Source organism: Cohnella lubricantis, from assembly GCF_014212015.1.
Taxonomy (GTDB): Bacteria; Bacillota; Bacilli; order Paenibacillales; family Paenibacillaceae; genus Cohnella; species Cohnella lubricantis.
This window is the reverse complement of the sequence record NZ_JACJVN010000028.1, coordinates 43,831-64,217: the sequence shown is the minus strand read 5'-3', so window position 1 is coordinate 64,217 and position 20,387 is coordinate 43,831. Positions and strand designations below refer to the sequence as shown.

Below are 20,387 nucleotides of genomic sequence, written 5' to 3'. Positions count from 1 at the left end.
GGGTGAGGATTCCATGGCTATTCGTATGATCGTTAAACATCCGGACGACGTCCTTCGGGAGCGTGCCCAGGAAGTAACGAAGTTTAACGCTAATCTTCATAAACTGCTTGACGATATGGCAGACACGATGTACGACGCGGACGGCGTCGGGCTCGCAGCGCCGCAGATCGGCATTTCGAAGCGAGTGTTCGTCGTCGACGCCGACGAGGAGCACGGCTTGATCGAGCTCATCAATCCCGAGATCGTATCGAAGGAAGGCGAACAGTTCGGTCCGGAGGGCTGCCTCAGCATTCCCGGCCTGCAGGGCGATGTGCGCCGGGCGCAGAAGGTTGTCATCCGCGGCCAAGACCGCCACGGCAACCCGGTGGAATATACCGGAACCGACCTGCTGGCGCGGGCGCTTCAGCACGAGCTCGACCATCTGAACGGTGTGCTGTTCATCGATTTGGCCGAATCCGTCTACGAGCGCAAGGCGGTTCCGGAACAGGACGGGGAGTAAGCCGATGCGTATCGTATTTATGGGGACGCCCGAGTTCGCCGTTCCTTCCCTGCGAATGCTATTGGAGAAAGGTTATAACGTCGCCGCCGTCGTCACGCAGCCCGACCGCCCGAAGGGTCGCAAGCGGGAGTTGACGCCGCCGCCGGTCAAAGCCTTCGCGCTGGAGCACGGATTGCCGGTGCTCCAGCCGGAGAAGATGCGCGCGGCGGAAGCCGTCGCTGCCATGGCGGAGTACGCGCCCGACCTTATCGTGACGGCTGCCTATGGACAGATCCTGCCGCGAGGCGTGCTCGATCTGCCGCGGCTCGGCTGCGTCAATGTGCACGGCTCGCTGCTTCCGCGTTATCGGGGCGGCGCGCCGATTCAGCGCTCGGTCATCGACGGGGAGCCGTCGACGGGCGTGACGCTGATGTATATGGCGGAGGGACTCGATACGGGCGACATGATCGCGCGCGTTGAAGTGCCGATCACCGACGAAGACACGTCGGGAACGATGTTCGAGAAGCTGAGCGTTGCGGGCGCGAAGCTGTTGGAAGAATGGCTGCCGCGTCTCGAAGCAGGCACGGCGCCGCGCGTGAAGCAGGACGACGCGCTGGCGACGTACGCGCCGAATTTGACGCGGGACGACGAGCGGCTGCATTGGGAGCATACGTCGCGCCAAGTGTTTAACAGGGTGCGGGGTTTGAATCCAATGGCGGGTGCGTTCACGCATCTGAACGGCGAAGTGTTCAAGGTGTGGGGGTGCAAGGCTCCGGCGGCGTCGGACGCCGAACTGCCGACCGAGTGGCTTGCTTCGCAGCCTGGCACAGTGCTGGACAGCGGCCCGTTCGGCATTCGGGTCCGGACGGGCGACGGCAGCATCGTATTGACGGAAGTGCAGCCGGCGGGCAAGAAAATGCTGTCCGCGGCAGAGTATGCGAGAGGGGCGAGACTAGCGCCCGGCACGGTGCTCGGTTAATCGAGCGCCGTTTTTCTATGTAAGGAAGTTCGCTCGGCTCCCCATCTCGCTGCAACCAGCGCCGATGTCAGGGTTCCGCGCGTTTATAGCCGCTCTCCCATTAACTCAGGATGCGAGAGGGGCGAGTGTTATTGGCGTCGCAATCCTATCGCTGACGGAATAGTTCCTATCACTGATAGCACAGTCACTGATGGAACGAGTACTGTAGTTGATTGAAGTGGCCTATCACTGAGCGACGGGGATAGTGGAATAGTGACGCGAATCTCCTGACGCAAGGGGAGAGCGGGCATAAAGCCCCAATAAGGCATTGTTATTGTTATGTCGGGTGGGGCGCGCTGTGTTGGATTAGATGACCTGCTTAGTGGCTCCTTGAGGCGAATTTTACAAGCTATATGTTTCAGGCCATACTAATGATAATTTCTGTTCGGAAAATCGGGGTGTTGTAACTTTGAGCCATAACGATAAATGGCAGCAGTCGAAGGGACGGGGAACCGGACTAGCGGGTTCAAGTCCAGCTCAGGCGAGCGCCAAGGCAGGCAAGTTCGGCGCCGAACGAAGCGGGACAGGTGAGAGGCAGAGGCATGCAGGCGCCAGGCCCAGCAATGTAGGCGCCAAGGCAGGCAACGCTGGCGCTAAGTCAAACAATGCGAGTGCTAAGCCCAATAATGCAAGCGCTAAGCAGAGCAATGCGGGAGCCAAGCTGAGCCAAGCCGCGAGAGCCGGCGGGAAGCCGGCGGGTGCGGCGGGTGCGGCTCGGCGGAAGCCGCAAGGCCCGCGCGAGGCGGCGCTGCGCGTGCTCGAGCGGGTGGATCGCGAAGGCGCGTACAGCGGGTTGGAGCTGAACCGCACGCTCACGGAGGCGGAGCTGTCCCGGCAGGACGCCGCGCTGGCGACGGAGATTGTGTACGGCACGATTCAGCGGCTGAACACAATCGACTATGTGCTGGAGAAAAGAGTCAAGGGCTGGCCGCGCAAGGTCGAGCCATGGGTGCGGAGCCTACTGCGCATGAGCTATTACCAGCTGCGCTGGCTCGACCGCGTGCCGGCGCACGCGGTGACGGACGAGGCTGTGCGCCTCGCCAAGAAGCGAGGCCACGCGGGCATCGCCGGCCTCGTCAACGGCGTCCTTCGCGGTATCCTCCGCGAAGGCGTCGCTCCGCCGCTGCCCGCGGGGCTGCCCGCGGCGGAGCGCATCGCTCTCGAGCACAGCCATCCGCGCTGGCTCGTCGAGCGATTCATCGCCGCTTACGGCGTGCAAGCGGCGGAGGCTATATGTGCGGCGGGCAATATGCCGCCGCACGCCTCGGCCCGCGTCAATCCGCTTCGCGCGGAACGCGGGGAGCTGCTGCGGGCAATGGCCGACGACGGCCTCGATGCCCGCGCATCCGAGCTTGCCCCCGCCGGGATCGTGGCTTCCCGGGCGGGAAGCCTGGCGGCGACGCCCTGGTTCCAAAGCGGCGAGCTCTCGGTCCAGGATGAGAGCTCGATGCTGGTCGCCGCCGTCGCTGCCCCGCAGCCGGGAATGCGCGTGCTCGACTGCTGCGCCGCGCCTGGAGGCAAGTCGGCCCATCTGGCAGAGCTGATGGGCGACCAAGGCGAGGTGATCGCGAACGATCTCCACCCGCACAAGGAAGCGCTCATCGCCCAGCAGGCCGAGCGGCTAGGCCTTAAGAGCATCCGCACGACGACGATGGATGCGGCCGAGCTGCCGGATCGGCTTCCGCCCGGTTCGATGGACGTCGTCCTGCTGGACGCGCCCTGCTCCGGCTTCGGCGTCATTCGGCGCAAGCCGGAGATCAAATGGAACAAGCAAGAAGAAGACGTCGCTGCTCTCGCAGCGCTGCAGCGAAGCTTGCTCGAGCGGGTTCATTCGCTCGTTCGCCCGGGAGGCACGCTCGTCTACAGCACATGTACGATTGCTCATGAAGAGAACGAGGATACGGTGCGCGGCTTCCTATCGCAGCATCCGGACTTCGCGCTGGATTCCGAGTGGCCGGAGGAGATCCTGAACGCGCTGCGGCGCGGCGGTGCGCTGCCGGCAGACTTCGAAGGCATGGCGCAGCTGCTTCCCCAGCAGTTCGGGAGCGATGGCTTCTTCATCGCCCGCTTGAAGCGCCGGCTGTGAGCCGGCGCCTTTCTCAAACAAGAACGGCCGCAAGCAAGTGGGAATGGCCGGTACTCGGATGAACAGCCGCTTGAGAGGCGGGAATCGTCTCGCTTCCTGCGCTTGCGGCGTTATGGTAAAATAGATCGAACGGTGGTGACCTTATGGAGAAAAAAGAACTTAAAGGTTTGGACAGCAAATTAAATTACAAGCCGGACAAACCTTTCATTTACGATTTATCGCTGGAAGGTCTGCAGGACTGGGTGAAGGAGCAGGGAGAGCCTGTATTCCGGGCCGGGCAGATTTTCGATTGGCTATATGTGAAGCGGGTCAGCTCCTTCGAGGAGATGTCGAACCTGCCGAAGCCTCTTCGCGACAAGCTCGCGGAAGCTTTCGCATTCGTCACGCTGACCGAGATTACGAAGCTGCAGTCGAAGGACGGAACGGTCAAGTTCCTGTTCGGCCTGCACGACAACCATGCGATCGAGACGGTTATCATGCGGCACAACTACGGCAACAGCGTCTGCGTCACGACGCAGGTCGGCTGCCGGATCGGCTGCACATTCTGCGCCTCGACGCTGGGCGGCTTGAAGCGCAACCTGACGGCTGGCGAGATCGTCGCCCAGGTCGTGAAGGCGCAGCAACTGCTCGATCCGGAAGGCGAGCGGGTGTCGAGCATCGTCATCATGGGTTCTGGCGAACCCTTCGAGAACTATGATAACACGATGACGTTCCTGCGGCTGATGACCCATCCGAAGGGGCTTAACATCGGCCAGCGCCACATTACGGTATCGACGAGCGGCATCGTGCCGAACATCTATCGCTTCGCGGACGAGGACACGCAGATTAACCTGGCGATCTCGATCCATGCGCCGAACGACGAGCTGCGCTCGAAGCTGATGCCGGTCAATCGCCGGTATCCGTTCGCTGAAGTGATGGATGCCTTGAAGTATTATATTGAGAAAACGGGCCGGCGCATTACGTTCGAATACGCGCTGATCGGCGGCGTCAACGATCGGCCGGAGCATGCGCAGGAGCTTGCCGACGTGCTGAAGGGCATGCTGTGCCACGTTAATCTCATTCCCGTCAACTACGTGCCGGAGCGAGATTACGTTCGCACTCCGCGCGATGATATATTTGAGTTCCATCGCATACTGGAACGCAATAAAATCAACGCCACCATTCGCCGGGAGCAAGGACACGATATCGCGGCCGCTTGCGGCCAGCTTCGGGCGAAGCATATGGAGGCACAGGCGAGGTGACCGTTGTGAAGACGGCAGTGCGAAGTCATGTCGGCAGAGTCCGGCACATTAATGAAGATAGCGCTTGGATCGGCTTGACGGCTAACGGGCTTGTCGCGGCGGTTGTCGCGGACGGCATGGGCGGACATAAGGCAGGGGAAGTGGCGAGCGGCCTCGCGGTGGAGAGCTTGACTCGCTCCCTGTCCGGCTGGGGAGAAGATATTGCGCTCGAAGCGAGCGCAGCTAAGCTGCGAGAGCTGATCGCCAGCGCTAACGCCACCGTGTTCGAGACGGCATCGAGCAATGAGCAATATTCGAATATGGGGACAACGGTTGTGATCGCCTTGATTGACAGCAGCAAGGTTCTGATCGGGCATATCGGGGACAGCCGGATTTATCGTCTTAGGGACGGTCTATTGGAGCTGTTGACCGAGGACCATACGCTGGTTAATGAACTGGTTAAGTCCGGCCAACTCAGCCCCGAGGAGGCGGCGATTCATCCGCATCGCAACTGGGTGACGCGCGCGCTCGGCACCGACAGAGAAGTCAAGGCGGACGTAGAATTGGTGGATTGGCAGGCAGGCGACCGCCTGCTTCTGTGCAGCGACGGTCTGACCAATCTCGTAGAAGGGGATCTGATTGAGCAGACGATGGCAGATCCCGAAGCGGGCTTGGATCGTATTGCCGAACAACTGATTGAGCTGGCTCTGCATGCTGGCGGCGACGACAACATCACGGTTGCACTCATAGATTACGATACTAAACTCGACGTCGCAGGAGGCGGTAAGGCATGATCGGTCAAACGCTGGGTGGACGATACGAGCTGCTGGCCCGCATCGGCGGCGGCGGCATGGCTTTGGTTTATAAGGCAAGAGATATATTGCTGAACCGGTTCGTCGCCGTCAAGGTGCTTCGGCAGCAGTTCGCGAACGACGACGACTTCGTTCGCCGATTCCGCCGGGAAGCACAAGCGGCCGCATCGCTGTCTCATCCGAACATCGTCAGCATTTACGATGTCGGCCAGGAAGATGACACGCACTACATCGTAATGGAACTCGTCGAGGGCCATAATCTGAATGAAATTATTCGCGACCGGGCGCCGCTTCAAGTGGAGGAAGCGGTTCGAATCGCTGCGCAAATATGCGACGCGCTCGACCATGCCCATCATAATCAAATCATTCATCGCGACATCAAGCCCCACAACATTCTGATCGGCAACAACGGCCGAGTGAAGGTGACGGACTTCGGCATCGCGCGGGCGGTCACTTCTTCGACGATTACGCAGACGGGTTCGGTTGTCGGTTCGGTGCATTACTTCTCGCCGGAGCATGCCAAAGGCGTCACTACGGGGGAGAAGTCGGACATCTACTCGCTCGGCATCGTGCTGTACCAGATGCTGACGGGCCGCCTTCCTTTCCTCGGGGAGAGCCCGATCAGCGTAGCGCTGAAACATCTGCAGGAATCGTTCGAAGATCCGCGGATTGTCAACCCGCACATTCCGCAGAGCGTCGAGAACGTCATTCTGAAGGCGATGCGTAAGAACCCGCAGGAACGCTATGCGTCAGCCCGGGCTATGCTTGGCGACCTGGAGACCTGTCTGCAGCCGCAGCGGCTGCATGAGCCGCGCGTGCAGTTCGCCAGCGAATACGAGGGCGAGGACAAGGACGGGGAAGAGGCGACGAGAGTCATTCCGGCGCTGAAGCCGGACATGCGCATGTCTTCTGAAGAGACGGTAGCCAAGAGCAGCAGCCGGAAGCGGGAACTGGCAGCCGAAGAGGAGGAGCCGAGGCGCCGTTGGGTACTTCCGACGGTATTAGGCGTCATTGCCGTTATCTTGATCGGCATTCTAATCTGGGCTATCTCGGCGCTTAATGGAGCGTTGAAGCCGAATGACGTTCAAGTTCCTGACGTCACCGGTTCCCAATACGAAGAGGCTAAAGCGGAGTTGGAGGCGCTTGGCTTGAAGGTAATGGATCCGCCTATTAAGCTGCCAAGCGACGAGTATGATCCGAACGAGGTCATGGATCAGGATCGCAAGAATATGACGGTCAAAGAAGGTTCGACGATAACGCTGACCGTTAGCACAGGTCCGGAATTATCTGTTATGCCCGATGTTTCGGGCGAGTCGTACGAGACGGCGGTCGAGCAGTTGAAGGCGCATGGGGTAGACGAGAGCCGAATTACCAAGGGCGAAGAAGTATATGACGATGCATCGCCGGGAACGGTTCTTGACCAGGAGCCGAAAGCCAATGCCGAATTCGATCCGAAGACGGCGGAGATCGTGCTGACCGTCAGCAAGGGGCCGGAATCGGTGGAAATGCCGGATCTGATCGGCAAGACGCTTGAAGAAGCCAAGGCGATTCTGCTGCAGAATAACCTTACTCTTGATGAAGATGCGCTTAGCTACGAGCCGAGCTTCACGCCGAAGGGTCAGGTGTTCAAGCAATTCCCGGTCGACCCGGGCAAACAGGTTGATGTCGGGACCGCGGTTAAGCTCTGGATCAGCAACGGCTATCCGGAAGGAACGAAGGAGAAGTGGATCGACGTCACCGTTCCGCCGGCTGAAGACGGCAAGGAGAGCACGATCCGCATCACGGTCAATGACGAGACCGGCGAGGACATCGAGAGAGTGGCGCCGCAGAAGATCAAGTCGGCGACGACGTTCCGAGTGCTGCTCGTCATGCTGCCCGATACGCAAGGGGTTATCAAGATCTATCGCGATAAAGTGCAGCAAGAGGAAATTCCGGTGCCGTATGAAGACCAGCCGCTGTGGGTGAGTCCGTTCGACCCTCCAGCTGCGGATGATCCGATCGGCGGACTGCCGTTCGATACAGGCGGCCAAGGCGGGGACGGCAACGGCGGCGGGCAAGGCCAAGGCGGTCAGCATGGCGGCCAAGAAAGCAACCCGCAAGGCGGCAACAACGAAGGCGGACAATGACCAAAGGAGTAACCGAATGCCTGAAGGCATAATCTACAAAGCGCTCAGCGGTTATTATTTCGTCGAAGACGATAGCGGAAGAACAGTGCAGTGCAGAGCAAGAGGTATTTTCAAGAAGAGAGGCGAGTCTCCGCTTGTCGGAGACCGCGTGCTGTTCGCGGAGACGGAGAACGGGGAAGGCACGGTGGACGCCATTCAGCCGAGGTCGACGGCGCTCGTTCGACCTCCAGTTGCGAACGCGGACCTGGCGGTGCTGGTGTTCTCCGTCATTCGACCGGAGCTGAACCTGCAGCTGTTGGACAAATTCCTTGTCCATACAGAGCATGCAGGCCTTGATGCGCTTATCGTGCTGACGAAGATGGACGCAACGGCGGACTCGGAGAATGCAGACCGGATTCTCCGTGACGTTGAATCCGCCCGTTCGCTCTACACATCTATCGGCTACGATACGATCGTCACCAGCGCGAAGATGCAGGATGGAATAGACGAGCTTCGAGAACGTCTAAGCCGCCATATCAGCGTATTCGCGGGACAGTCCGGCGTAGGCAAGTCGTCGCTCGTCAATGCGCTCGTCCCCGGCCTTCAATTGGAGACGAATGAGATTAGCGAGAAGCTCGGCCGCGGCCGACACACGACGCGGCACGTCGAGCTGGTGAAGATGGCGGGCGGCGGCTACGTGGCGGATACGCCGGGCTTCAGCCAGCTTGACTTCGCCGAGCTTGGCATCGACCAGATCTCAGACTGCTTCCGGGAGTTCCGGGAGCTCGCTTCCGGCTGCAAGTTCCGCGGCTGCACTCACCTTCACGAACCGGGCTGCGCCGTCATGGCCGCACGGGAGAGCGGAGGCATCGCGGAGAGCCGGTATCAGCATTACGCCGCATTCATGGCGGAATGGAAAGAGAACCGACGGAGGTACTGACATGAACAAGACGATTATCGCACCCTCAATTCTGTCGGCGGACTTTGCCCGTCTCGGCGAGGATGTCCGCGATGTGGAAGCTCGCGGGGCGGATTGGATTCACATCGACATCATGGACGGACAATTCGTCCCGAACCTGACGTTCGGACCGCCGGTCGTAGCGGCGGTCCGTTCGTACACGAAGCTGCCGTTCGACGTTCACCTGATGGTGAACACGCCGGAGCGGCTGTTCGAGGATTTGGTCAAAGCCGGCGCGGACCGGATCACCGTGCATGCGGAAGCGTGCACGCACTTGCACCGGACCGTGCAAGCCATTCGCGGGCTGGGCCTCAAGGCGGGCGTCGCGCTGAACCCGCACACGCCGTTGTCCGTGCTTGATTATGTGCTGGACGACCTGGATCTCGTGCTCATCATGACTGTCAATCCGGGCTTTGGCGGTCAGTCGTTCATCTCGGCCATGCTGTCTAAGATCAAGGCGCTGCGGGAAGAGCTGAACCGCCGCGGGCTTACGGACGTTCATATTGAAGTCGACGGAGGCATTAACGCCGAGACGGCGGGACTGGTGACCGAGGCCGGCGCGAACGCGCTGGTGGCCGGCAGCTATATTTTCGGACATAAAGACCGTTCGCTCGCCATTTCGACGTTGAGATCGTAAGCCCGGAGTTGAAAATTCTCTTATCCTGTCCGGTATAGGGCCAAGCCGTACCCGCATACATATGTATCAAACAGCGCGCGCCAACCAAGGCGAACGGCGGGGCTGCGAAGGGACCGGAGGAGGGTGTGAGGATGAAGTTTTACACGATCAAGCTTCCGAAGTTTCTGGGCGGGTTTGTCAAGGCGATTCTGAACACGTTCCAGAAGAACTGAGCCTCCATGGAACCCGCGGTTCCCGGAGGCTCCGGCTCTGCCGGGAAGACGCTTGCAACGATAGGGGATGGCTGGACGGCGTCCGCCAAAGGGCGGCGGCGGCAGCTTCTGGCGGATGCTTGGCCAAGCAGGCATAACAAAAAGCACCTGGGATCCAGGTGCTTTTGTCAATCATCGGATTTTATAAATTTCCTGAACGCTCCGTAACGTCCGGCGTTATTAGACGCGGGTCACTTTGCCGGATCTCAGGGCGCGGGTGCTCACGTAAACCCGTTTCGGTTTGCCGTTAACCAGGATACGCACTTTCTGCACGTTAACCCCCCAGCTGCGGCGGTTATGGTTGTTGGCGTGAGATACGTTGTTGCCGGAACCAGGCTTCTTGCCCGTAATGTAACATTTGCGTGCCATTAAATCCACCTCCCTACCCAGACCTTGCAGACACTTTCCCTATCATAGCATACGCTAACATGCCTTGCAATCTGCGTTTTGGCTTCAAACCTGGGGAATTTTATAGTACAATGAACTAAAGTCCATAATAACAGCATAAAGGAGTGAATTTCCATGCCCATGCAGCTGGCGACAGAAAACGGGAAAATCGACATCGACGATCAAGTGATAGCGGTCATCGCCGGTTCCGCAGCGGTGGATTGTTATGGATTGGTCGGCATGGCATCCCGCAAGCAATTGAAGGATGGCATTGCGGAGCTGCTCGGGAGGGAGAACCTCGCGCGGGGCGTGGAAGTCAGGCGGGAAGGCGAGCAAGTGCACCTGGATCTTCACGTCATTGTCAGCTACGGAACGAAAATATCCGAAGTCGCCCACAACATCCAGTCGAAAGTGAAGTACGTGCTGGAGGAAGTCGTTGGACTTAAGGTCGACTACGTTAATATTTATGTTCAAGGCGTACGCGTGACGCGCTAGGCAACAACTTGTTGAGGGCTTAATGCCTGCAGATCAACCGACGTCCTTCGGAAGGGGAATTTACATTTGAGCAAACGCAGCTTAAGCGCAGCGGAATGGACGGCAATGGTGCTCGTCGGCGCGGAGCGTCTGGCGAGACATCAAGACCGTGTGAATGAATTGAACGTGTTCCCGGTACCGGACGGCGATACGGGAACGAACATGAACATGACAATGACGGCCGGAGCGGCCGAATTGCGAAATAGACCGTCGGACGAAGTCGGCCGGGCCGCCGAGGTGCTGGCCAAGGGACTGCTCATGGGAGCGCGCGGCAACTCGGGCGTTATTCTGTCGCAATTGTTCCGGGGATTCTCCCGCGCGGTTGCGGGACAACAGGAACTGACAGTGCCGACTTTCGCCGCTGCTTTGCAACAGGGAGTTGATACCGCTTACAAATCTGTGGGCAAGCCGATTGAGGGCACGATTCTGACCGTGGCGCGGGAAGCGGCCAAGCACGGTCTTGCGATATCGCGGCGTACGGCGGAATTAGCCGAGTGGATGGAGGAAGTGTTGGACAAAGCACAGGAGACATTGGAGCGTACGCCGGATATGCTTCCTGTGCTGAAGCAAGTGGGCGTCGTTGATTCCGGCGGCCAGGGCCTCGTTTATATATATGAGGGATTCCGGGATTATCTGGCCTCGCACACAGGCGCCGGATACGGACTGGCGCCGAACGAACCGGCTGCCGGGAAGCTCTCGTCCGATTCTTATTCATCCAATCGCCCGGCGGCAGCGCCGAATATGCGGCATCTCGCTCAATCGCGCATCGAGACAGAATCGATTGAGTTTCCTTACGACATGGAATTTTTCATTCGAAGAGACGTCGCCAAAGCCGGCCCGTTCCCGGAAGACGCCTTCCGGAAGACGCTGGAGAAGGACGGCGACTCGATCATACTCATAGATGAAGGCGACATTGTGAAGGTTCACGTTCATTCCCGCCGCCCGGGGGACGTATTCAACGCGGCGATCGTACACGGCGAGCTGACGGAGATGCGCATTCTCAACATGCGGGATCAGCATCGCGACTTGCTGCATGCGGACGAAGACGCGGGGAAGCCGTACGGCAGCGAGCTTGGCCTTGAGGCGGCTTCCGGGCTGCCCGCGGCGGATAGCCGCGAAGGCCAAGGGCTTGAGGAAGGGCGCGAGACGCCGCCGAACCCGGACGCGTACGAGATGGCGCCGTTCGGTATCGTAGCGGTCAGCGTTGGACAAGGCAATGAAGAGCTGCTGCGCAGCCTGGGCGTCGATGCGGTGATCTCCGGCGGTCAGAGCATGAACCCGAGCACCGAGGACTTCATGAAGGCAATCGGAGGACTAAGCGTGGAGCACGTGTTCCTGCTGCCGAACAATTCGAACGTTCTGCTCGCTGCCAAGCAAGCGGCGGAATTGGCGGACCGTCCCGTCACGGTTATTCCCTCGACCAGCATCCCGCAAGGCATGGCGGCTCTTCTCGCCTACCGGGAAGAAGACTCGGCGAACGCCAACGAAGAGCGCATGATCAAGGCGCTGGACAAGGTTACGACCGGGCAATTGACCCGCGCGGTACGGGATACGCAGATGAACGGCCTGGACATTCGCGACGGGCAATACATCGGCATCTTGAACAAGGATATCATCGCTGCCGAAGACGGCGTGGTGGAAGCCGCTCGTCTGCTGCTTGAGAAGATGCTGACATCCGGCGACGAGCTCGTCATGATTCTGACCGGCGAAGACGCCGATCCTGAATGCACGGGCGCTCTCGTCGCTTGGCTGGACGAGAACTATCCGGACGCCGAGGTCGAGGTTCACGAAGGCGGACAGCCTCTGTACCCGTACTGGTTCATGGTCGAGCAGGTGTGATAACGATTCGCACCCGCCATGCCTGCCTATTCACCATTAGCTTAATATAAGGAGAATGCCACTATGTCCACTCAATCGATTGTCATCGTAACGGACAGTACGGCTGACATTCCCAAGGACATCCGCGAGAAGCTCGGCATCGAGATGGTGCCGCTGAGCGTTCACTTCGGAGACGATTCCTACCTGGACAATGTGACGCTCAGCCCGGCGCAATTCTATGAGAAGCTGCCAGAAGCTAAAGAGCTGCCGAAGACGTCCATGCCGTCTCCGGGGGACTATTACGAGATCTTCAAGCGCCACGTCGACGAAGGTCGGCAGGTGATCTCCATCAACCTGTCCTCTGCCTTGAGCGGTACGCACCAATCTGCTGTTCTGGCCCAGTCAATGCTCGAAGGTGAAGGCGACGTGACCGTCATCGACTCCAAGTCGGCGTCGTACGGCTACGGACTGCTTGTCGTGGAAGCGGCAGAGATGGCGCGCAGCGGCGCGTCGAAGGAAGACATCCTCGCCCGCATAGAGGAATTAAGAAGCAAGACCGGACTTTATTTTCTCGTAGAGACGTTGGAATACTTGCACAAGGGCGGCCGCATCGGCCGGGCGTCGGCGCTGTTCGGCACCTTGCTGAACATTAAGCCGATCCTGACGATCGACGACGAAGGCTATGTCAACTCCATTGACAAGGCAAGAGGCCAGAAGCGGGCTTATGCGCGAATCGTCGAGCTGCTCGAAGCCGACTTCGCGAACGTTCCCGTCGACATGGCAGCCGTCACGACGCCGGGGCGTACGGAGATGGCGGATGAGCTGATCGCGATTCTGAAGGAGAAGTTCCAGATTCGCAAATATACCCATTCCGACATCGGACCCGTTATCGGCACGCATGCCGGCCCGGGTACGATCGGTATCTTCTTGATTCCTTCCAAGGAGCAATGATTGGCATTTAGGAAAGGTTGAAGGGCAATGGCAAACGATTTGTTCGCTATCCCGATTGAGCAACTCCGAGGCGTGAGCACCCAGAAGGCGGGGGAGCTTCACGCCTTGGGCGTCTCATCGGTCGGAGATCTGATCGAATATTATCCGTTCCGCTATGAGGACTACCGGATTCGGCCGCTGATTGAAGTGAAGGACGGCGAGAAGATCACGGTGGAGGGCCAGGTCGCCACGCTGCCGTCGCTGCAGCGATACGGCCGTACCGCCCGTCTCTTGTGCAGGGTGACGGTCGAGGGGATGCTCGTCACGGCTGTCTGGTTCAACCGGGGGTTCCTGAAGGATCAGCTCGAGATGGGGCGCCATATCCATCTGACAGGCAAGTGGGACGCCCGCAGACGCCAGATCACAGTGGCGGAATCATCCTTCCCGGATCGGGGCGGGGCGAAGACGGGAACGCTGCAGCCGGTCTATTCCGTTGGCGGAAGCCTCACGCAGGCTTGGCTGCGGAAGAAGATCGATGAAGCGCTGAATCAATACGGCGCGATGATTCCCGAACTGCTGCCCGCCGAGCTGCTGGACAAGCATGGGCTTATGCCCCGCCGCGAGGCGATTGTCCGGCTTCACCGTCCCGAGAATACGAGTGAAGGGCAGGAAGCGCGGCGCAGGATGGTGTACGAGGAGCTGTTCCTATTCGAGCTGAAGCTGCAGGCTTACCGGGCCGCGAATCGGAAGCAGCCTGACGGCATCGCCCATCAGGTGAACAACGATGAGGTGCGGGCGTTCGTGTCGGCGCTTCCGTTCACGTTAACCGATGCCCAGAAGCAGATCATCAACGAGATCACCTATGACATGAAGCGTCCGTATGCGATGAACCGGCTGCTGCAGGGCGATGTCGGCTCCGGCAAGACGATCGTGTCGGCGGTGGCGCTGTACATGACCGTCCGTTCGGGCAACCAGGGAGCGCTCATGGTGCCGACGGAGATCTTGGCCGAGCAGCACGCGAGATCGCTGTCCAAGCTGTTCGAGCCGTACGGCATCCAGGTCGCCCTGCTGACCGGCAGCTTGACGGAGCGCAAGCGCAAGGACATACTGGCGTCGCTGCAGATAGGGCTGACGGATATCGTCATTGGCACGCATGCGCTCATTCAGGACGATGTCGTCTTCCGGCGGCTAGGATTAGTCGTCACGGACGAGCAGCACCGATTCGGCGTCAACCAGCGGAGCGTGCTGCGCCGCAAGGGGCTGAACCCGGACGTGCTCATGATGACGGCGACTCCGATCCCGCGAACGCTGGCCATTACCGTGTTCGGCGACATGGACGTCTCCACGATCAAGGAGCGCCCGAAGGGACGCAAGCCGATTCTGACGTATTGGGTTAAGCACGGCATGATGGACCGGGTGCTTGGGTTCATTCGCCGCGAGGCGGAGCTGGGCCATCAGACGTTCTTCATCTGTCCCCTCATCGAGGAGTCGGAGAAGCTGGATGTGCAGAATGCGATCGACCTGCATGCCCAGCTGCGGCAGGCGCTGCCGGAGCTGGCGGTAGGGCTGCTGCACGGGCGAATGACCCCGGCCGAGAAGGAAGCGGCGATGGTGGAATTCGCAGCGGGGCGGACGACCGTACTCGTGTCGACGACGGTCATCGAGGTTGGCGTCGACGTGCCGAACGCAACGCTAATGGTCGTCATGGACGCCGACCGATTCGGCCTGTCGCAGCTTCATCAGTTGCGCGGGCGAGTCGGACGCAGCGAGCATCAGTCCTACTGCGTGCTGATCGCAGACCCGAAGTCGGAGAACGGCCAAGAGCGGATGCAGGCGATGACGGACACGGACGACGGCTTCGAGATCGCTAGGCGCGACCTGGAGCTGCGAGGGCCGGGCGACTTCTTCGGCACGAAGCAGAGCGGCGTGCCCGAGTTCCGCGTGGCGAATCTGATGGAGGACTTCGCCGTGCTGGAGCAGGCGAGGGACGACGCTGCAGCGCTGACGGCGGAATCAGAATTCTGGACGTCGCCGCGCTATGAGCGGTTAAGAGCGTTCCTCAGCAGAGAGGCGCTGTTCGACGGGGAACCGTTGGATTAAGCGGGGAACCATTGGACTTGGTGAGGGTAGCGTTGGATTAGGCAAGGGGACCGGTTCAAATTCGGCTTCCGCCGGCATAGGATATTCAAGACTATGCCGGAAGGACGTGTTGGGGATGAGCTATCAGCAGTTCGGCATCAGGCCGGATCTCGTGGAGCGGGTCAAGTTCAAGATGAAGAACCCCGCGACCAAGGAGAGACTGAAGCAGTTAATCGACGGGGCGAACAAATATGATTTGCAGGACCGTGTCAAGGTGGCCAAGTGGGTGAAGTCGGCCGCCCGGATTCTGAACGAGCCGCTGACCAGCATTCAGGAGCAGCAAATCGTGAACTTCGTGCTCGCCCAGAAGATCGATCCGAAGAACACGTTCCACTTGATCAAGCTGTGGGCGATGTTCCGCTGAAGCGCGGCGGACGATCCGCCCCATGATCCTCTGTTCGTTCGGCTGGCGGCTGGTTGCCGCTGTAGGGGAGTCTCTCAGACGCGGAGGGCTTGTCCTTCTTCCTTAGCTGCGCCTCGCCTGAGGCAGGCCGGTCTGTCGGTTCGCGCGTTACCGACAGACCGGCCTATTTCGCATGCCTCTAGCAACGGGTCGCGAGCTCTTCGCGATCGGCTTGGATGTCCGAACGGGCGGCTCAAGCTGCCGCCTCCTGGCGGTGAAGGAGCAGAGCCGGCGAGAGCGGCGGCTTCTGTTCCGATCAGAAGCTCTTCTTGCGGCAGAGAGCCACGATGAACATCGGCTGAGCGTTCTTGATCTGACCGTACGGCACGAGCTCGTGGCCTTTGACGGCCGGAGTCGGATTCGGCCGCCAGACCGGGTTGCGCGCATGGTGCTTCCGCAGCATGCGGTGGGCGTCGTTGTCGGCGTCATGAATCAAGGTTTGGCCGTAAACTTCGAGCAGATCGTACTCCTGCAGAAGCTCCCCGACGAATTCGGAGAAATTGTACTCATAGAAGTGATAGGGGTTGAACGGATCTTCTCCGTAATACAGCCCCGGATTGCAGGTCTGTCTGTTGGGGGTCGAGACGAGGAACAGCCCTCCCGGCTTCAGCACCCGGGCGGATTCGCGGATCCAGTCTGAGCCCCGCGGAATATGCTCGATCGTCTCGAAGGAGACGACAGCCTCGAACGTCTCGTCCTCGAAGGGCAGACTCTGAATGTCCGCCAGCAGATGGCGAATCCGCTCGCCCCCGTATGCGGAGCGGGCATGAGCCAGACTCTCTTCGTCCACGTCGACGCCGGTCACGTCTGCCGCACCGGCCATCTCCATCATTTTGGAGCCGTAGCCTGCCCCGCAAGCGGCGTCCAGCACGCTAAGTCCGCTGACGAAGCGGCACGCCCAGTCGTAACGAAGGAGATGCTCCGCGAAGACGGGATTCATCTTGACTTGCGAATTGATGATCAACCGCTCGCCGGAGAAGCTGACGTGATCATGGCTGCGAGCGGCCACGGGGTGGGTCAGCCCCCGGGCTCCTTCCGACGGCCAGCGTTCCCGGTACAGCCGGACAGCCTCGTTGACGGAAGCGGGATCAAGATGGTTGGCCAATAGTAACCCTCCCTCTTAATCGGTCAAGCATGGGACCGTATTCTTGCATAAAGAGCCGTTTCGCGTCCGCGAACGAGGGATCGACGTAGGATACGCCGCAATCATGCAGCACCCAGGGCTGCTCCTGCCTTGGAACGGCGATCCGGTATCCCGCTCGCAGATACTCCAAGCTCTGGGCGATATCGTAATAATGCCAGCCGGACAGCACATCGTCCCTCCACGGCAAATCGTACTGCGTCATCATCAACAGGCCGTCAACGGTCTCGACGAAGGCGAAGTCTTCTTCAATATCGCCGAAGTTCATTAACTGCACTACGCCGTTGATCGTGCCGTACACCTTCCCCGCCGTATCGCCGCCTTCCCACCATCTTCCGTGTATTGGGAACGTTCTCGCCCCGGTCATCCCGATCAGGCCGATCTCCGGCGAAGCTTCGAATAGTTGAACCATATCGCGGATGAACGAGCGATGCAGAATATAGACATCCTGGTGCATATAGACTTTGTACTTCGCGTCGGTGCGTTTGATCCCTTCGTTGTAGCCTGAGGTCATGCCGGAAGCTCCCGTGATCGGCACGATGTCGATCTCGAATCCATCGGGAACATCCAGCGATCGAATGTACAGCGAGCACTCCTCGAACATCTCCTCGTCATTCGTACAGCAGATGAATGCCACTTTGCGAGGATGGATCTCAAGCATCGGTCTTCCCTCCCAGCAGCGCACGTATGGTTTGTGTCTCCGATTCGGCAATGCCGCGCTCGCATAGAAGCCGGGCGAGCTTGCGGGCCGCCTCTTCTTGGTCAGTCACGGCTCGCTCGATGACGCGAGCGGCATCCAGAAGCTGCGCTTCTCCGGCGCGGAAGAGGGCCGCTATCTCCTCGGTTGTCCGGATCGGGTCTATCTTCCATTCCAGCCGGCGAATGAGCCGCTTAAGCCGGGGGTAGCCGGGCGAGTTCGGGACGCCGGGAGAGAGGGAGGTCAAGTAGCCTTTGATGAGAAAGTGGGTCGACATCCAATAGTCGATCATGGATTCGCCTTCTCTTCGGGCCATCTCCCGGATCCAATGCTCATCTCTTGGAGGCGGTTTGCCGTTCGTTATTCCCTTGTATTCCAAATGGTGCACGCCGCTCATCTGCATCATGCGGGTCAAGCTGGAGAACGTGTAATAACGCAGAGGCGAGTGGTCCTCATAACCCGACCACTCCCCGCGAAGCAGGTTCCGAATGACCGAATAATGGGATAGATTCGCTACGCGGGCGATCAGCTTGCCGTCGTCCTTCAAGTAGGGAACGTACTGGCGCACCAGCTCGATTGGCTTAGCGTGCTGCTCCAAGGAGGCCCCGAACAGAATGTAGTCGAACGATCCGGGCGGCTCCGTGAGCCGGGCGAATTCCGGATCGCCCACCGTGACCGAGGCGACGAGAGAGGCGAGCTCTGCCGCGTGCGGGCTGCGTTCGATGCCGAACAGCTCAGTGTTCGGATAACGGTCCTTCAGCTCCAGCAGCGTAACCCCGCCGCCGCAGTTCAGCTCGAGAATTCGCAGCGGCGTCTCTCTAGGCTCGTCGATCCACCCGATCATATCGTGGTGAATATCGAACACGTTCGGACTGTAGCCCCACTTCTCCACGAATTGAACCGCATTTCGCTTGATGGTCTGCTGATAACGCTTGATGTCCTGCCGGAATGCAGCGCTTCCTTCATGATGGATGAACGTATCGGCGCACAGCATCAGGCGGTAGCCGGCGAGGCGCAGCCGGATGCAATAGTCGTCATCTTCGAAGTTGCCCGGGGAATAGCGTTCGTCCAACTCGCCGACAGTCTCGTAGGCTTCGCGCCTCAGGAGCAGGCAGTAGCCGATCAGCTTAGCCCGCTCCTCCCACTTAGACGGATCTGAACGGTTGTAGCCTTCCGCGAAGGCGAGCATCTCCTCCCGGCCGCTATAGGGTGCCTGTACAGCCGTATAATAGGACGCTTGATTGGTGACCGGGCCTACGGCGCCGATGCGCTCGTCGCTCTCGAGGCAGGCGGTCAACTGCTCCAGCCACCTCGGGGTGACGACGGTGTCGTTGTTGAGCAGCAGCAGCCGGCCGCCTGTCGCCAGCCTCATCCCTTGGTTGCATCCGCGAGGAAAGCCGACGTTCTCGCTGTTGGCGATCAGGCGTATGTCCGGCTGCTTCTTCAGCCATCCGACCGTCCCGTCGGTCGAAGCGTTGTCGACTACGATCAACTCGTAGGGCGATGGCGGCGTGTATGCGCGGATGCTCTCGATGCACGCTTGGGTCAGCTCAAGCTGGTTATGCGTAAGAAGAATTATGCTCGTCGTCATGGCCTATCCACCGCGGCTTCTTCCGAGTGCTGCCGTTGTTGTTCCATGGCGGCCTCCAACCTTTTCTTATTCTCCAGCAGGTTCGGATCATTCGGGAAGTAAGAGAGCGCCTTCTCGATATGCTCCAAAGCTTTGCCGAGTTCCCCGAGCTTCCCGTAGCAGAGCATCAACTGCACATGGGGCACCCAAGTCCAGCACACTAGATTCATCAGGCCGAAATAATCGACCGGAATATCCTGCTCCGCGGCTTCTTCGTACCAGTAGGACGCTAGACGGTATTCGCCCTTCTGCTCGAACCAGAGCCCGATTCGGCAGACGTAGTCCGCCCGTGGCACGTCGTATTCGAACGTCTTGAACAGGTACTGAAGCTCCCGATCCAGATCTCCCCGTTCGTGATACAAGTGGGCGAGCACCCCGCATGCGGCGATATGGTCCTCGAAGTTCTCGACGCTTCCTTGCAGGAACGATTCGTAAGCGGCGAGCGCTTCGTCATAACGCTCGTTGTCGAAGAGCTCGTTCGCTAAGTAGAATTCGCTTCGCCGAGACGGTCCGTCCTTGCGGATGTGCTCCTGCAGGATGGTCAAATTGCGCGTGCGGTTTCGCTTCTCCAGCTTCGGAGCGTGCGTAATCTCGACGGGAGAGAGCAGAAGGCTGCCGCGGATAACGAGAATCTCGTGAATCGGGTATATCCAGCGCGGGGATATCGAACGTTTGACGAGCCGGTTGTGGCGCGTCACGTTGTGCGCGTTGCCGCCAGAATCGCGAGAGAGCACGTAATTCATAATCACGGAATCGATTCGCGTATCGAGCGAGCCCTTGAGCTCGCGGAACCGCTCCCGATCCTTCTCCAACAGCACGTCGTCGGCGTCCAGCCAGAAGATATAATCTTGCGTCGCCTGGTCGAACGAATAGTTGCGGGCCGCGGCGAAGTCCTGAATCCACTCGAAGTCGAAAATCCGGTTCGTATATTGGGATACGATCTCCTTGGTCCGGTCGGTGGAACCCGTATCGACAATGTTGATCTCGTCCACCAGATCATGGACGGAGTCGAGGCAGCGTCCGATCGTCTCTTCCTCGTTCTTGACGATCATGCACAAGCTGATGGTGATCACGGTTCCCATCCTTTCACGTGAAGGGATTCTTGGTTATGGAAAAAGAGGAAGCTGTGCGAACAGAGAATGA

19 protein-coding genes are annotated in these 20,387 nt (G+C 59.5%); 14 read left to right on the top strand and 5 right to left on the bottom strand.

Annotated elements, in window-relative coordinates:
* Window positions 1-13: 13 nt before the first annotated feature.
* From def to spoVM, 9 genes are all read left to right on the top strand, one after another.
* On the top strand, window positions 14-499 hold the full coding sequence (gene def, locus H4Q31_RS07695) for a peptide deformylase (protein WP_185178493.1): 486 nt from the start codon (window positions 14-16) through the stop codon (window positions 497-499).
* A gap of 4 nt (window positions 500-503) precedes the next feature.
* The gene (gene fmt / locus H4Q31_RS07690) at window positions 504-1,457 is read left to right on the top strand and encodes a methionyl-tRNA formyltransferase (protein ID WP_185178492.1); all 954 of its coding nucleotides are present in this window, start codon (window positions 504-506) and stop codon (window positions 1,455-1,457) included.
* 448 nt (window positions 1,458-1,905) lie between these two features.
* Window positions 1,906-3,582: a 16S rRNA (cytosine(967)-C(5))-methyltransferase RsmB gene (rsmB, locus tag H4Q31_RS07685; RefSeq protein WP_185178491.1), complete on the top strand. Its 1,677-nt coding sequence runs from the start codon at window positions 1,906-1,908 to the stop codon at window positions 3,580-3,582.
* 143 nt (window positions 3,583-3,725) lie between these two features.
* Window positions 3,726-4,823 carry a dual-specificity RNA methyltransferase RlmN gene (gene rlmN, locus H4Q31_RS07680; RefSeq protein ID WP_185178490.1) on the top strand — a complete coding sequence of 366 codons (1,098 nt, stop codon included), beginning with the start codon at window positions 3,726-3,728 and terminating at the stop codon, window positions 4,821-4,823.
* A gap of 5 nt (window positions 4,824-4,828) precedes the next feature.
* Complete coding sequence (locus tag H4Q31_RS07675) at window positions 4,829-5,596, top strand: Stp1/IreP family PP2C-type Ser/Thr phosphatase (RefSeq protein ID WP_185178609.1); 768 nt, start codon at window positions 4,829-4,831, stop codon at window positions 5,594-5,596.
* The gene (pknB, locus tag H4Q31_RS07670; RefSeq protein WP_185178489.1) at window positions 5,593-7,740 is read left to right on the top strand and encodes a Stk1 family PASTA domain-containing Ser/Thr kinase; all 2,148 of its coding nucleotides are present in this window, start codon (window positions 5,593-5,595) and stop codon (window positions 7,738-7,740) included. Before H4Q31_RS07675 ends, pknB begins: the two co-directional genes overlap by 4 nt.
* Before the next feature lie 16 nt (window positions 7,741-7,756).
* On the top strand, window positions 7,757-8,659 hold the full coding sequence (gene rsgA / locus H4Q31_RS07665) for a ribosome small subunit-dependent GTPase A (RefSeq protein ID WP_185178488.1): 903 nt from the start codon (window positions 7,757-7,759) through the stop codon (window positions 8,657-8,659).
* 1 nt (window position 8,660) lies between these two features.
* On the top strand, window positions 8,661-9,314 hold the full coding sequence (rpe, locus tag H4Q31_RS07660) for a ribulose-phosphate 3-epimerase (RefSeq protein WP_185178487.1): 654 nt from the start codon (window positions 8,661-8,663) through the stop codon (window positions 9,312-9,314).
* Window positions 9,315-9,445: 131 nt separating this feature from the next.
* Entirely contained in the window at window positions 9,446-9,526 is an 81-nt protein-coding gene (gene spoVM / locus H4Q31_RS07655; RefSeq protein ID WP_010345573.1) for a stage V sporulation protein SpoVM, read from the top strand.
* Between the two features lie 219 nt (window positions 9,527-9,745).
* On the opposite strand, the gene rpmB is transcribed toward spoVM, so the two are convergent.
* The gene (gene rpmB / locus H4Q31_RS07650; RefSeq protein ID WP_185178486.1) at window positions 9,746-9,934 is read right to left on the bottom strand and encodes a 50S ribosomal protein L28; all 189 of its coding nucleotides are present in this window, start codon (window positions 9,932-9,934) and stop codon (window positions 9,746-9,748) included.
* A gap of 153 nt (window positions 9,935-10,087) precedes the next feature.
* Here rpmB and H4Q31_RS07645 point away from each other — a divergent pair, with 153 nt between their 5' ends.
* The 5 genes from H4Q31_RS07645 (at window position 10,088) to H4Q31_RS07625 (ending at window position 15,737) form a co-directional block, all read left to right on the top strand.
* Window positions 10,088-10,447, top strand: coding sequence for an Asp23/Gls24 family envelope stress response protein (locus H4Q31_RS07645; RefSeq protein WP_185178485.1), 360 nt, complete (start codon window positions 10,088-10,090; stop codon window positions 10,445-10,447).
* Window positions 10,448-10,513: 66 nt separating this feature from the next.
* Window positions 10,514-12,325 carry a fatty acid kinase ATP-binding subunit FakA gene (locus H4Q31_RS07640; protein WP_185178484.1) on the top strand — a complete coding sequence of 604 codons (1,812 nt, stop codon included), beginning with the start codon at window positions 10,514-10,516 and terminating at the stop codon, window positions 12,323-12,325.
* Between the two features lie 63 nt (window positions 12,326-12,388).
* Window positions 12,389-13,255 (top strand): fatty acid kinase binding subunit FakB, encoded by an 867-nt coding sequence (locus H4Q31_RS07635; protein WP_185178483.1) that lies wholly within the window; start codon window positions 12,389-12,391, stop codon window positions 13,253-13,255.
* Window positions 13,256-13,282: 27 nt separating this feature from the next.
* Entirely contained in the window at window positions 13,283-15,334 is a 2,052-nt protein-coding gene (gene recG, locus H4Q31_RS07630) for an ATP-dependent DNA helicase RecG (protein ID WP_185178482.1), read from the top strand.
* A 115-nt stretch (window positions 15,335-15,449) separates the two neighbouring features.
* The gene (locus H4Q31_RS07625; RefSeq protein ID WP_185178481.1) at window positions 15,450-15,737 is read left to right on the top strand and encodes a stage VI sporulation protein F; all 288 of its coding nucleotides are present in this window, start codon (window positions 15,450-15,452) and stop codon (window positions 15,735-15,737) included.
* 295 nt (window positions 15,738-16,032) lie between these two features.
* On the opposite strand, the gene H4Q31_RS07620 is transcribed toward H4Q31_RS07625, so the two are convergent.
* Genes H4Q31_RS07620 through H4Q31_RS07605 form a run of 4 tightly spaced genes read right to left on the bottom strand, consistent with a single transcriptional unit; the run spans window position 16,033 to window position 20,317 of the window.
* Window positions 16,033-16,881 carry a class I SAM-dependent methyltransferase gene (locus tag H4Q31_RS07620; RefSeq protein WP_185178480.1) on the bottom strand — a complete coding sequence of 283 codons (849 nt, stop codon included), beginning with the start codon at window positions 16,879-16,881 and terminating at the stop codon, window positions 16,033-16,035.
* Complete coding sequence (locus tag H4Q31_RS07615; RefSeq protein ID WP_185178479.1) at window positions 16,865-17,578, bottom strand: glycosyltransferase family protein; 714 nt, start codon at window positions 17,576-17,578, stop codon at window positions 16,865-16,867. Before H4Q31_RS07615 ends, H4Q31_RS07620 begins: the two co-directional genes overlap by 17 nt.
* Window positions 17,571-19,205: a glycosyltransferase gene (locus tag H4Q31_RS07610; protein ID WP_185178478.1), complete on the bottom strand. Its 1,635-nt coding sequence runs from the start codon at window positions 19,203-19,205 to the stop codon at window positions 17,571-17,573. Before H4Q31_RS07610 ends, H4Q31_RS07615 begins: the two co-directional genes overlap by 8 nt.
* Window positions 19,202-20,317 carry a tetratricopeptide repeat-containing glycosyltransferase family 2 protein gene (locus H4Q31_RS07605; RefSeq protein WP_185178477.1) on the bottom strand — a complete coding sequence of 372 codons (1,116 nt, stop codon included), beginning with the start codon at window positions 20,315-20,317 and terminating at the stop codon, window positions 19,202-19,204. The genes H4Q31_RS07610 and H4Q31_RS07605 overlap by 4 nt, the downstream gene beginning before the upstream one ends.
* Between the last annotated feature and the right edge of the window lie 70 nt (window positions 20,318-20,387).

What these genes read in the sequence shown, in the direction of transcription:
- def (WP_185178493.1), top strand. Translation starts at nt 14, where the DNA reads ATGGCTATTCGTATGATCGTTAAACATCCGGACGACGTCCTTCGGGAG.
- fmt (WP_185178492.1), top strand. Translation starts at nt 504, where the DNA reads ATGCGTATCGTATTTATGGGGACGCCCGAGTTCGCCGTTCCTTCCCTG.
- rlmN (WP_185178490.1), top strand. Translation starts at nt 3,726, where the DNA reads ATGGAGAAAAAAGAACTTAAAGGTTTGGACAGCAAATTAAATTACAAG.
- pknB (WP_185178489.1), top strand. Translation starts at nt 5,593, where the DNA reads ATGATCGGTCAAACGCTGGGTGGACGATACGAGCTGCTGGCCCGCATC.
- rsgA (WP_185178488.1), top strand. Translation starts at nt 7,757, where the DNA reads ATGCCTGAAGGCATAATCTACAAAGCGCTCAGCGGTTATTATTTCGTC.
- rpe (WP_185178487.1), top strand. Translation starts at nt 8,661, where the DNA reads ATGAACAAGACGATTATCGCACCCTCAATTCTGTCGGCGGACTTTGCC.
- spoVM (WP_010345573.1), top strand. Translation starts at nt 9,446, where the DNA reads ATGAAGTTTTACACGATCAAGCTTCCGAAGTTTCTGGGCGGGTTTGTC.
- rpmB (WP_185178486.1), bottom strand. Translation starts at nt 9,934, where the DNA reads ATGGCACGCAAATGTTACATTACGGGCAAGAAGCCTGGTTCCGGCAAC.
- H4Q31_RS07645 (WP_185178485.1), top strand. Translation starts at nt 10,088, where the DNA reads ATGCCCATGCAGCTGGCGACAGAAAACGGGAAAATCGACATCGACGAT.
- H4Q31_RS07635 (WP_185178483.1), top strand. Translation starts at nt 12,389, where the DNA reads ATGTCCACTCAATCGATTGTCATCGTAACGGACAGTACGGCTGACATT.
- recG (WP_185178482.1), top strand. Translation starts at nt 13,283, where the DNA reads ATGGCAAACGATTTGTTCGCTATCCCGATTGAGCAACTCCGAGGCGTG.
- H4Q31_RS07625 (WP_185178481.1), top strand. Translation starts at nt 15,450, where the DNA reads ATGAGCTATCAGCAGTTCGGCATCAGGCCGGATCTCGTGGAGCGGGTC.
- H4Q31_RS07615 (WP_185178479.1), bottom strand. Translation starts at nt 17,578, where the DNA reads ATGCTTGAGATCCATCCTCGCAAAGTGGCATTCATCTGCTGTACGAAT.
- H4Q31_RS07610 (WP_185178478.1), bottom strand. Translation starts at nt 19,205, where the DNA reads ATGACGACGAGCATAATTCTTCTTACGCATAACCAGCTTGAGCTGACC.